Source organism: Desulfurellaceae bacterium, from assembly GCA_021296095.1.
In the GTDB taxonomy this organism is placed as follows: Bacteria; Desulfobacterota; Binatia; order Bin18; family Bin18; genus JAAXHF01.
Map to the genome: position 1 here is coordinate 1 of JAGWBB010000142.1, position 11454 is coordinate 11454.

General features: G+C 63.7%; 11 protein-coding genes. 8 read left to right on the plus strand and 3 right to left on the minus strand.

Features of this window, described 5'->3' with window-relative positions:
- Positions 1-551: 551 nt before the first annotated feature.
- The 5 genes from J4F42_21440 (at position 552) to J4F42_21460 (ending at position 5123) form a co-directional block, all read left to right on the plus strand.
- Positions 552-1913 (plus strand): NAD(P)/FAD-dependent oxidoreductase, encoded by a 1362-nt coding sequence (locus J4F42_21440; protein MCE2488087.1) that lies wholly within the window; start codon positions 552-554, stop codon positions 1911-1913.
- Between the two features lie 71 nt (positions 1914-1984).
- Positions 1985-2320, plus strand: a complete 336-nt coding sequence (locus tag J4F42_21445; GenBank protein MCE2488088.1) for a hypothetical protein — start codon at positions 1985-1987, stop codon at positions 2318-2320.
- 39 nt (positions 2321-2359) lie between these two features.
- On the plus strand, positions 2360-3211 hold the full coding sequence (locus J4F42_21450) for a phytanoyl-CoA dioxygenase family protein (protein MCE2488089.1): 852 nt from the start codon (positions 2360-2362) through the stop codon (positions 3209-3211).
- A gap of 9 nt (positions 3212-3220) precedes the next feature.
- Entirely contained in the window at positions 3221-3979 is a 759-nt protein-coding gene (locus J4F42_21455) for a 3-oxoacyl-ACP reductase FabG (protein MCE2488090.1), read from the plus strand.
- A gap of 40 nt (positions 3980-4019) precedes the next feature.
- Positions 4020-5123 (plus strand): LLM class flavin-dependent oxidoreductase, encoded by a 1104-nt coding sequence (locus J4F42_21460; protein MCE2488091.1) that lies wholly within the window; start codon positions 4020-4022, stop codon positions 5121-5123.
- Positions 5124-5130: 7 nt separating this feature from the next.
- Here the strand turns inward: J4F42_21460 and J4F42_21465 are convergent, their stop codons facing one another.
- Positions 5131-6267, minus strand: coding sequence for an amidohydrolase (locus J4F42_21465; protein MCE2488092.1), 1137 nt, complete (start codon positions 6265-6267; stop codon positions 5131-5133).
- A 601-nt stretch (positions 6268-6868) separates the two neighbouring features.
- Here J4F42_21465 and J4F42_21470 point away from each other — a divergent pair.
- The 3 genes from J4F42_21470 to J4F42_21480 are packed head-to-tail and all read left to right on the plus strand — an operon-like array spanning position 6869 to position 9127.
- The gene (locus tag J4F42_21470; GenBank protein MCE2488093.1) at positions 6869-7555 is read left to right on the plus strand and encodes an amidohydrolase family protein; all 687 of its coding nucleotides are present in this window, start codon (positions 6869-6871) and stop codon (positions 7553-7555) included.
- Positions 7515-7859, plus strand: a complete 345-nt coding sequence (locus J4F42_21475) for a hypothetical protein (protein ID MCE2488094.1) — start codon at positions 7515-7517, stop codon at positions 7857-7859. Before J4F42_21470 ends, J4F42_21475 begins: the two co-directional genes overlap by 41 nt.
- Positions 7856-9127 carry an amidohydrolase family protein gene (locus J4F42_21480; protein ID MCE2488095.1) on the plus strand — a complete coding sequence of 424 codons (1272 nt, stop codon included), beginning with the start codon at positions 7856-7858 and terminating at the stop codon, positions 9125-9127. Before J4F42_21475 ends, J4F42_21480 begins: the two co-directional genes overlap by 4 nt.
- A gap of 22 nt (positions 9128-9149) precedes the next feature.
- On the opposite strand, the gene J4F42_21485 is transcribed toward J4F42_21480, so the two are convergent.
- Both J4F42_21485 and J4F42_21490 read right to left on the minus strand, forming a co-directional pair.
- Positions 9150-10415, minus strand: a complete 1266-nt coding sequence (locus J4F42_21485; protein ID MCE2488096.1) for an acyl-CoA dehydrogenase family protein — start codon at positions 10413-10415, stop codon at positions 9150-9152.
- A 103-nt stretch (positions 10416-10518) separates the two neighbouring features.
- The coding region (locus J4F42_21490) for an amidohydrolase (protein ID MCE2488097.1) at positions 10519-11454 on the minus strand (936 nt) is incomplete at its 5' end.

Below are 11454 nucleotides of genomic sequence, written 5' to 3' on the forward strand. Positions count from 1 at the left end.
GCGGGCCATCAGCCTCTCCTTGTCCTTGACCTTACCCCCATTCTACCTTATCAGACAGGTTTTTGAGACCGCTTCTAATCATTCCCCCGGTAACCGAAAAGACCACATACTTCAATAATGAAACTGTAAAAGGGCTTTGGCACGATGCGAGTGTCGCTCTATCAAACGCAACACGAGTGTTTGTCATGGGGTACTCACTACCGATTTCAGACCTTGGTATGCGGTTTTTCTTGATCAACAACCAGCCTAAGCCGCAAACCCCTGTCTACGTGATAGACAGGGGTGCCGACGTTGCAACACGCTACGAGTGCTTGTTGCCAGAATTGCAAATGACAAAAGATTTTGCACACAATCAGAATCCTGTCGAAGAATTTAGCGAACATTATCCTCACATGCCCACCGGGGGTCAGTAGGCCGCGCAAAGGGGGCTAAAACGTGGCAGGGAAGGCATCAGTGGTGAAAGCGGGAAAGGAGCTAAGCCCACCTCTTTTTCCGCTCTGTCTCAAATGATAAGGGGAAAGGCGATCATCGCCCGGACACAGGAGAGACGCATGAGCGAGACAACCGATATTCTCGATAAACCCCTGATTGACCCCCTGAGCTGGGCGTCGCCCCCGGCCAAGCCCCAGGAGTATTACGACACCATCAAGCAGAAGTTCGCCGAACAGCGCGACCTGCGGCTCGACTACCGGCCCGAGGGTACGGGCCAGTACACGTCTGAGCTGACCGGGACGCTGGCCAAGTACGAGGACGACCCCTACGGCGGCGCACTCAAGCCGCGTGAGCCGATCAGCGATACGGTCGAGTGTCTGTTCATCGGCGGCGGCTTCTCGGCCCTGCTCACCTCGGCCCGGCTGCGCGAGTACGGCGTCGAGAGTATTCGGATTGTCGAGCGCGGTGCCGACGTGGGCGGTACCTGGTACTGGAACCGTTACCCGGGCATCGCCTGCGACGTGCCCTCGTACGATTACCTGCCGCTGCTCGACGAGATGGGCTATGTGCCAAAGAGCCGTTTTGCCAAAGGCGATGAAATCTTCGCCCACTGTCAGGCCATTGCCGAGAAGTACGATCTGTACAAGCTGGCCGTGTTCCAGACCACCGTCACCTCCACCGTATGGGACGCAGAGGAAGGGCTGTGGCATATCACGACCGACCGGGGCGACCATATGCGGGCACAGTTTGTGATCTGCGCCAACGGCACCCTGGCCAAGCCCAAGCTGACCAGGATCGCAGGCATGGAGACCTTTCAGGGCCACTCCTTCCACACCTCACGCTGGGACTATGCCTACACCAAAGACGACCTGTCGGGTCTGAAAGACAAAGTCGTGGGCATCATCGGCACCGGGGCGACCGCAGTCCAGGCCGTCCCGGCCCTGGGCGCAATGGCCAAGGAGCTGTACGTCTTCCAGCGCACCCCGTCCTCGATTGACATCCAGGACGACCACCCGACCGACCCCGACTGGGCGCGCCAGCTCAAGCCGGGCTGGCAGGCACAGCGCCGGGCACACATGCGCAAGGTCATGGACCCCCAGCTGACCGAGGAACAGCAGGCCCTGCGCGCCGCCCTGCCCCGCGAGGAGAGAATCCGTCGCCAGGAAAACGCCAACATCGACTATGTGATGCGCATCCACAAACGCATTGACGAAGTCGTCAAGGACAAGGCCACGGCCGAGGCGCTCAAGCCGTGGTATATGTTCATGTGCAAGCGGCCCTGCTTTCATAACGAGTATCTGCCGACCTTCAACCGCCCCAGCGTCCATCTGGTCGATACCCACGGTAAGGGTATCACTGAGATCACGGCTGCGGGACCGGTGTTTGAGGGCAAGCAGTACGAGCTCGATCTGCTGATCTACGCCACCGGCTTTGAGGTCGCATCTATAACCAGATCAGGGGTGAGGGCGGCCTGGACCTGACCGACAAGTACAGCAGCGGCATCCGCACCCTGTTCGGCATCCACTCCCAGGGCTATCCCAACCTGTTCATCATGGGCGGCTATCAGTCCTCCTTTCAGTTCAACCTGACCGATATCCTCAACACCGAGGGTGACCATATCGCGGCCTGCATCGACCACGTCCGTCGCCACGGCTACCAGTCCATAGACCCGACCCCCGAGGCCGAGGAGTGGTGGGTAGACGAGGTCATCAAGTACCGCGGCAAGACGACCCGCAACCGGGACTGCACGCCGGGCTATTACAACTTCGAGGGCGAGTTTCAGCGTCGCCAGGACGGCAACTACAACGGTGGCTTCCATCGCTACGTGGGCCATATGGACGAGGCCCGGGACAAGATGGACGAGTACTTCGTCTTCTCCACGAAATAAGAGGAAGCAGGCCGGGGGGGGGGCCACAGGAGCTGCTCCATGCATGAATCCAGCGCCCGCAAGAGCGGCAACCCGTTTGACATCCAGGTTCGCGACGCCCAGCGGCGCAAGGGTCTGTCCAGTCCTGACGAGCGCCAGGCTGTTGTCGCGGACGTAGATGCTCTCAAACGGGACGGCTATGTGGTGCTTGAGGGGCTACTCGACGCCGACACGCTGGCCGAAGTCGGGGCCGAGATGGACCGCCTTCACCGCTCCACCCCGCTCGGCGTCACCGACTTTGAGGGCTTTCAGACCAGGCGGATTTACAATCTCATGGCCAAGACCCGTGCGGCGGACGCCTTGTGCAGCCAGGCCCGGATTGTGGCCACTGTCGAAGCCTATCTGGACGGCCAGATTCAACTCAGCTCGGCGACCGGCATCACCCTGCTAGCGAGCGAGACCGGGCAGGATTTGCACCGCGACGACAGCCTCTATCCGCTGCCCCGGCCGCGGCCGCCGCTGGTCGTCGGCGCCCTGTGGGCGATTGACGCCTACACCGCGCAGAACGGCGGGACCATGCTGATTCCCGGCAGCCATACGGCGCTTGAGGAACACGTCCCGGACGAGCCGCCCGTCAGCATTGTGATGCCGGCCGGCTCGGTGCTGCTGTTTGACGGCGGAATGTGGCATGGGGGCGGGGCTAATGCCACCGACCAGCAGCGGCGAGCCATCTCGCTGTCCTACTGCTGTGCCTGGCTGCGGCAGCAGGAGAATGCCTACCTGTCCATCCCGCTGGAGACGGTGCGCTCGCTGAGCCGCCCCATGCAGTGTCTGCTGGGCTACACCACCGCCTCGATCATGCTGGGACAGGTCGAGCGGCGAAATCCCATTCACTGGTTCGACGAAGCCTAAGGAGGGCGTATGACACAGCTCGACGGACGGGTGGCGATTGTCACCGGTGGTGTGCAGGGCATTGGCGGGGGCGTGGCCCACAGCCTGGCCCGGGCCGGGGCCAACATCGTGGTGGCCGAGGCGGTCCAGGAGCGGATTCCCCCAGCCGTGGCCCGCCTCGAAGCGCTGGGCGTGCAGGCCCTGGGCGTGCAGACCGACGTCACCCAGGCCGACGCGGTGGACCGGCTGGTCGGCCAGACGCTCGAGCGCTTTGGCAAGATTGACATTCTGGTCAATAACGCCGGCATAGTGGTCCTCAAGCATATGCGAAACCAGACCGAGGCCGACTGGGACCGGGTCCTGGACGTGAACCTCAAGGGCGTGTTCCTGTGCTGTCACCGCGTTGTCCAGGAGATGGAAAAGCAGGGGAGCGGCGCCATCGTCAATATCGCCTCCATCGCCGCCCTGCACTACACCGTGCCCCATGTGCCCTACGCCGCCTCAAAGGCCGGGGTTGTCGCCCTGACCAGAGACCTGGCCTATGAGGTCGCCCCGCTGGGCATCCGGGTCAACGCCATTGCCCCCGGCCCGATTGAAACGCCGATGATGGCCAACTCGCTGAGCGAAGAACAAAAAGCCGCCTACGCCAAGACGGTGCCGCTCGGCCGCATCGGCCAGCCCCAGGACATCGGCGACGCGGCCGTGTTTCTGGCCTCTGACGCGGCCAGTTTTATTACCGGCGTTACCCTGCCGGTCGCGGGCGGCACAGACCTGAAAGTGGGTCCCTGATGAGGGGGAACGCTCTCGTAGCACAAGGGAGAAACTCGTCATGTCCATGCGCTTTTCGATTCTGAGTCTGGGCGACAACTACGCCAATCTGCGCTCGCACGAGCAGTTCTACCACGAGGTCCTGGACGAGGCCGAGTATGCCGAGGAACTCGGCTACGAGGGGTTCTGGGTCGGCGAGCACCACTTTCAGGCCAGCCAGCGGGTGTTTCCGTCGCCCCAGATGCTGCTGGCCGCCATCTCCCAGCGCACCACACGCCTGCGTCTGGGCATCGGGGTCAGCGTCCTGCCGGTCAACGATCCGGTGCGGCTGGCCGAAGATATGGCCGCCCTGGATCTGCTCAGCCACGGTCGGGTGTGTTTCGGGGCCGGACGGGGCTACCAGCCGCACGAATTTGCCGGCTTTCACATTCCCATGGACACCGCCAAGGCGCGCTTCTGGGAGTGCCTGGATATCATTCACGGGCTGTGGACGCAGGAGCAGTTTTCGTACACCGGTCAGTACTACCGGTGTGAAGACACCGCCCTGCTGCCCCGGCCCATCCAGCAGCCGTGTCCGCCGATCTGGGTGGCGGCGGCCTCGCCCGGCTCTGCCGAAGAGATTGCCAAAAAAGGCTATGCCTTTTGCGCCGCGCCGTTTGCCTCAAGCCCGTCGCCGCAGGAGATTGCGGCTCAGCTCGACCGCTATGGGCAGACCTTCCGGGCGGCCGGCCACGGCCAGCCCAGCGACGACCTGCCGCACGTGTTCTGGACCCACCTGGCCGATACCACCGAGCAGGCTCTGGACGAGGCCGGGGCCGGCATGAAACGCAAGCTCGGCAGCTCAACCAAGGTGTGGGCCAAGCCCGGCAGCGGCGGGGACTACGAGGCGTTCGCCAAGGTCGGCCAATTCCTGGCCACCGCCACCATCGAGCAGCTCGACGCCCTGTCGATTTTTGGCGATCCGGCCCGGTGTCTCGAAAAGGTCAAGACCTACCACGCGGCCGGTATCCGGCACCTGCTGGTCATGTTTGACTGGGGCGGCATGCCCAAGGACAAGATTTTTCACTCCATGGAGCTGTTCGCCGAGCACGTCATGCCCCACTTTCGGGACAAGACGGCCGGCGTCTCGGTGGACGCGCCGCCTGTCGCGGCTCGCGCCAAATGAGCGGACCTCAGTTCAGCTTATAGAACTGCATCGCTCCCTCGGCCAGCACCGCCCGTCGCTGGTGCTCGGGCAGCTTTTCGGCGATCTGTTCGGGCGCGCCGGGGAAGAAGCCGTCCGGGTGGGGATAGTCGGTCGCCCACAGGATCTTCTGCGGACCGAGATAGTCGACCAGATGGCTCAGGTTGCCCTCGACCGGTTCGTAGGAAATCCAGCACTGACGCTGGAAATACTCGCTCGGCCGCATCGTCAGCGAGGAATCGTTGAACAAGCCCTTGTCGTCAAAGTGACGGTCCATGCGGTCGAGCCAGGGCGCCATCCAGCCGCCGCCCGACTCCAGAAACCCGATCCGAACCCCGGGGAAGCGCTCGCACACCCCGTCCCAGATGATCGACAGGGCGGCCAGCATCATCTCCATGGTATGCGACACCATGTGTTTGGCGCCAAAACTGGCGAAGCGATCCACCCCGACCGCCGGCATGCCGCCCGTGCCCTCGTGGATGCCGACCGAGAAGTCGAGGTCCTGGGCTTCGGCCCAGAACACGTCGTAGTCCCGATGGCCTAACATTTTGTTATTATACGGGTTGGGCCGCAGAAAACCGGCCCGCATGTCGAGTTCGTTGCGGGCGTAGCGCATCTCCTCGACCGCCAGCTCAATCGACTGCATGGGCAGCATGGCCACCCCGAACAGCCGGTCCGGGTACGGCCGGCAGTAGTCGGCCAGCCAGCGGTTATAGGCCCGGCTGGCGGCTGCGGCCAGCTGCGGGTCCTGGATCGCTCCGGCAAACAGGCCCAGGCTGGGATACAGAAAGGCTGCGTCAATGCCGTCGAGGTCCATGTCGTGCATGCGGGCGTGGGGATCGAAGCCGCCCTTGCGGCCCTGGGTGTACTCCAGGTCAATCGCCACCTTGGGCGCGTGCCGCCACTCGCCGTTGACCTTTTCGCGCACGCCAATCGCCCCGATCAGGCCGAGTCCGGCCGGCGGGCCGAGCAGTTTGCCCTCGACCTGAAAGCGGTCCTTGCCATCGCTGTCCACGATAAGCTCGGGCGCCCGGTCGCGGTAACGCGGATCGATATACTCCCGCCAGAAGTTGCGCGGTTCCAGAACATGACCGTCCGAATCAATGACATTATAGGTGCGTCCCATACCGTTCCTCCTGTCGCGTGTATATAGCACGCCCGGCACCAGGCCGACAGGTCTTGCCGCTCCTCTTTCGCAATCCTTCCCGGCAGTGCTACACTGGCGCCTGCCAGCCTTGGGGGCTGGACCACGACAAGGAGGAAGCCGATGCCAATCCAACGATTTGCCCCGATGACCAAAGACTTTCCGACCTTTGACTGCGACGCCCACGTCACCGAGCCGCCCTGGATCTGGGAGCGGGCCAAGGACTGGCTGAGCACGGACGAACTCGAAGCCCTCAAGGCCACCATGTGGTTCGACGCCGAGACCAAGCAGTTGATCGTCAACGGCACGGCCGGCACCGGGCTGGGCTCGCAGAAAATCCACGGCACGCCCGGCATGGTCAATGTCCTGTCCCTGTCTGGCCCCGGTTTCAAACACGACATCCAGCGCGCCCTCAACGTCCGCAACCTCAACCCTGCCACCGCCCTGACCGCCGAGCAGGCCGATTACATCGACCACAAGGGCTCCTACCGACCCAAGGAGCGGCTGCGCGATATGGATGTCCAGGGTATCGATCAGGTCATGATCATCCCGACCGATATCGAACGCCCTGGGCGCCAAGGCCATGTGCAAGGCCTACAACGAGTGGGCCTACGAGTATTGCCAGGAGGACCCCCAACGCCTGTTCTTTGCCGCCCTGCTGCCCATGCAGGACCCGGTGTACGCCGCCCAGGAGGTTCGTCGGGTGGCGGCCAAGGGCTGCCGGGTGGGTCTGGTGCGTCCCATAGATGCCATGGGCAACTATCCGTTGCAGCCCAAGTACGAGCCGGTGTGGCGGGCGATGGAGGAGACCGGGGTGGTGTACGGCATGCACCCCTTTCCGGCCATGGGCGCAAACAAACCGCCGGGTTACAGTGAGCAGTACTCGGGTGCCGAGCTGATTGCCAAAACCATCAACTCCTCGGGCCTGCCCCACTTCTTCCTGACCAACGTCCAGAACTTTCAGGCCGAGGCCGCGCTGTGGGTGACCATGGTGCTGATGTCGGGCTTCTTTGACCGCCATCCCAAGCTGCGGGCGGCCGTGTTCGAGGCGTCTTCGACCTGGCTCAGCTTTCTGCTCGACGAGTGCGACAAGTTCTACAAGCTGTACCGCAACGAGCGGCAGCTGCCGCCGCTCAAACGGCTGCCGAGCGAGACCTTTTTCGAGCACTGCGTGACGGGTTTTGAGGGCGACGAGGCGCCGCCGTCGCATTCTGGCCTGGTCCTCGGACGTGTACCACCACGACGGGGACGATGCCTGGCGGGCGATTGAGACGATGGAGGCGTGTGGTCTGCCGGCGTCGTATCGGGAGCGGTTTCTGGGCGCCAACGCCCGTAAACTGTACAACATCGAAGCCCCGCGCGAGTTCATCCGCGAGCGGGTGACGGAGATCGAGCGACCGGACTGGTGGCCGACCGAGACCGAGGTTCAGCACGCCCTGCAACCCGAGGCTGCGCTGCTGCGACCCTACGGCGAGAGCGGCAAGCCGGCCAACGGCGCCAACGGCCGGGCCAACGGCGCCAACGGCCGCTCAGACACGAAGACGGGCGACCCCGTCCAGGGAGCCCGGGCATGACCGACCACAAAGGCTTTGCCGTCTTTGACGCCAACTCACACGTTGTCGAGCCGCGGGCGGTGTGGGAGAGCTATCTGGAGCCCGAATACCGGACGCTGGGCAAATCCGCCCTGTGGCGTGAGGAGGGCCGCTACGGCTCCTACCTCAAGGTCAACGGCAAGATGTTCCGCGACCCGATGAACCCCAATATCCCCCGCTACGCCATCTGGCGGCCGGGCATGAGCTGGGAGCAGGTCGGCGAGCTTGACCCCAACACCCGCCACGCCATGACCGAGGGCGCGTCCGACCCGGACGCCATGGGTGTGGATCAGAGCCTGCTGTACCCGACCTGGTTTGCCGAGGGCTTTGGCCTGATTGAAGACCCGGACGTGGCCTACGCCCTGGCCCGGGCCTACAACAACTGGATGGCCGACTTTTGCGCGGCCGCGCCCGAGCGGCTGTATGCCGCAGCCATGATCCCCCTGCAAAGCATGGACTTCGCGTGTGAAGAGCTGCACCGCATCGCCACCCTGCCCTGCTTCCGAGGCGTCTTTCTGCGACCCATGTTTGTCGAGGATCGCTACTACACCCACCCCTACTACGATCCGTTCTGGGCCGAGGTCGAACAGTCCGGGCTGACCCTGGCGGTCCACCCCTCGGCCGGGTTGTGGAACCCCGAGTGGACCTCGCACGGACCGTTTGCCGAGAAGGTCAACGGCCGTCTCAACCAGGTGTCTTTTGTGCGGGAATCCGGCGGCGGTCCGTTTGCCGGCGGCGGCAACGGAACCAACTTTGCCTTTGTCGCCCAGCAGCCGATCGGCCATCCGATCGCCCAGATCCTGTCGCCCTGGCTCGACAACCATATGTTCGTGGCCGCGACCCTGATCGGCTTCACCGTCATGCAGCGCTACCCCAACCTCAGGATCGTCATGGCCGGCGGCAAAGCCTCGTGGATGGAGGAAGTGCTGGAGAAGATGGAAGCCTCGACCCGGACCATTCCCCTGCTCCACCACTACCCGGTGCGGACCGACGTGGAGGAGATGTGGGAAGAAGGCCGGGTGCTGCTCGGCTTTGACGCCGAGGAGCGGCTGGTCCAAAAGCTGCCCCAGACCTTCGCCCATAAGATCGTCTGGGGCTCGCGCTACCCCCAGCAGGACACGACCAGCGCCTGGGAGGCGATTGAGCAGCTCAGGCAGGCGTATGTCGATGAGCCGGCAATCGCCCGGATGCTGGGCGGTAATGCGGCCGAACAGTTCGGGATTCAGCCGGTACAGAATACGGAAAAATGAACGGCAGACAGGGGTTCGCCGTTCATTTCTTGTCACGTCGCCCAAAGCCGAACAGCACCTGGGCGATGCGGCGCATCTGAATCTCTTCTGCCCCCTCGGTGATCCGATACCGCCGGTGATGGCGCAGGATGTGCTCGAAGGGCTTGTAGCGCGAGTAGCCCAGGCCGCCGTGGACCTGCATGGCCCGGTCGGCCGCCTCACACACCAGACGGTTGGCCCGGTAGTTACACATGGCGACCCGGTCGGACAGCCTGCGGGCGACCTCGGGCTTGGACATGCGGTCCATCTGCCAGGCGGTCTGATAGATCAGCGTGCGCAGCATGGCCGCCTCGGTGTGCAGCTCAACCAGCGGCCACTGGATGGCCTGGTTGACGGCCAGCGGCTTGCCGAACGGCTTGCGCTGCTGGGCATAGGCGACCGCCTCGTTGACGCAGTACTGGGCCGCACCCAGGGATGAGGCAGCCTGGCGGATACGGTTCTCGTGGACAAAGTGCTGGGCCACGGCCAGCCCCTCGTCCGGCTCGCCCAGCACCGCCCCGACCGGGACGCGCACGTCGTGGAGCGAAATGCGGGCGTGGTCGGTCGGCATGTTAAACGTCCACAGGTATTCTTCAACGACAAAGCCCGCACTGTCGGTCGGGACGATAAAGCAGGTAATCCCGCGCGGGTCGCCGTCCTGGCCGCTGGTGCGGGCGAAGATGAGATCGTGGCTGGCGGTGTGCACGCCCGAATTCCAGGTCTTGGTCCCGTTGATACGCCACTCGTCACCGTGGCGCACGCCCCGGGTGTCCATCCAGGTCGCGTCAGACCCGTGCTCGGGCTCGGTCAGCCCAAAGGCGATGTGCAGCGCGCCGTCGAGAATGCCGGGAATCAGCTCGCGCCGCTGCTGCGGACTGCCGAAATCGCGCAGCATCAGCACGACCGGCTGGTTGGCCACGATGGAGCTTTCGTTCTGCAGGTCGTTATGCAGCCCCAGGCCCTTGGCCGCCAGGTGCTCGCGGATGATTGCCATGGCCAGGTGTGAGCCGTCCTGGCCGCCGTACTCCTTGGGCAGACCAAACCGGTAGTGACCGGCCCGGTCGGCGCGGCGGCGCATCTCGGCCAGCAGGTCTTCCCACTCTTTGCGCGGTACTCCGCCGTTTTCAAAGTCAGTCCGGGCCCATTCACGCCGGTGGTCGAAGAAGCGGATGTTGTCGTCTTGCTGTTCGAGCGGCCGAATTTCGCGCTCGATAAAGGCGTCAAGCTCGACCAGATAAGCCTGAATATCGGCCGGGATCTCGAAATCCATTGGGTATGCGCGGTGTTGCTTCGGGCAGGGCGCGCCCGAATGGCAGAAGAATGCCGCCGCGGTCCGGGATTGACTCAGAGCCGCGACGGCGAAACCCGGCGCCTCAGGCGGCGATGGCCAGCTCGCGCTTGGCCTCGTCCTCGGCCGTGGGTTCCTCGACCTTGTACAGCTTCTGGCCGTTTTCCCACAGGATCTTGCGCCGCACCGACTCCTCACAGTCGGACAGGCCACCCTTGATCCGGGCGTGGACCTCGTCGCCGTACAGCGAGGTGGGATGCGGAAAGTCGGTCTCAAACAGGATGTTATCGGCGCCGACCTTGTCGATCAGGCGCCGTGGGGCGAGCTGCTCAAACCAGTAGCAGGCGTAGACGTTGCGGGCGAAGTACTCGGACGGCAGCAGGTCGAACTCGGGGTGCTCTTCGGCCACATCGTTGCCGTGGAACTGATAGTCCAGGGCTTCGAGCGCAAACGGAACCCAGCCGATACCGCTCTCGACCGAGATGAACTTGATGTCCGGGTAGCGGGCCAGCACCCCGGACATGATCAGGTCGTTCAACTGCATGGCGTTTTTCAGGAAGATATCGACCGACAGTTCGGTAAAGGCTGCCATCCTGCCATAGGACGCCATCTTGCTCTCCAGCAGCCCCAACTCCATATTGCCCGAACCGATGTGGAAGCTGATCGGCAGGTTGAGCTCAACCGCGACCTCCCACAGCGGGTTCCAGTGCGGGTCGCCCAGCAACGGCTGGTCAAAGGACTGCGGCTCGCCGGTGAACAGAATCCCCTTGTGGCCCATCGCCGCGCAGCGACGGACTTCCTTGACCGCCGCCTCGACATCCCAGAACGACAGCGAGGTGATGGGCAGCAGGCGGCGCGAGTCGGCCGACGCCCACTCGGTCTGCCAGTCGTTGTAGATCTGGACGCAGGACAGCATCAGTTCGGGATCGTTCAGCTTCAGGAACTCCTGGGCGCCAAAGCCGCCGACATTGGGGTACATGACCATGGCCCAGATACCCATCTTGTCCATATACTTGAGCCG

Bases quoted from the DNA above. Each gene is read 5' to 3' on its own strand.
- J4F42_21440 (MCE2488087.1), top strand. From the start codon at position 552: ATGAGCGAGACAACCGATATTCTCGATAAACCCCTGATTGACCCCCTG.
- J4F42_21450 (MCE2488089.1), top strand. From the start codon at position 2,360: ATGCATGAATCCAGCGCCCGCAAGAGCGGCAACCCGTTTGACATCCAG.
- J4F42_21470 (MCE2488093.1), top strand. From the start codon at position 6,869: ATGTGCAAGGCCTACAACGAGTGGGCCTACGAGTATTGCCAGGAGGAC.
- J4F42_21460 (MCE2488091.1), top strand. From the start codon at position 4,020: ATGTCCATGCGCTTTTCGATTCTGAGTCTGGGCGACAACTACGCCAAT.
- J4F42_21480 (MCE2488095.1), top strand. From the start codon at position 7,856: ATGACCGACCACAAAGGCTTTGCCGTCTTTGACGCCAACTCACACGTT.
- J4F42_21485 (MCE2488096.1), bottom strand. From the start codon at position 10,415: ATGGATTTCGAGATCCCGGCCGATATTCAGGCTTATCTGGTCGAGCTT.
- J4F42_21455 (MCE2488090.1), top strand. From the start codon at position 3,221: ATGACACAGCTCGACGGACGGGTGGCGATTGTCACCGGTGGTGTGCAG.
- J4F42_21445 (MCE2488088.1), top strand. From the start codon at position 1,985: ATGGGCGGCTATCAGTCCTCCTTTCAGTTCAACCTGACCGATATCCTC.
- J4F42_21465 (MCE2488092.1), bottom strand. From the start codon at position 6,267: ATGGGACGCACCTATAATGTCATTGATTCGGACGGTCATGTTCTGGAA.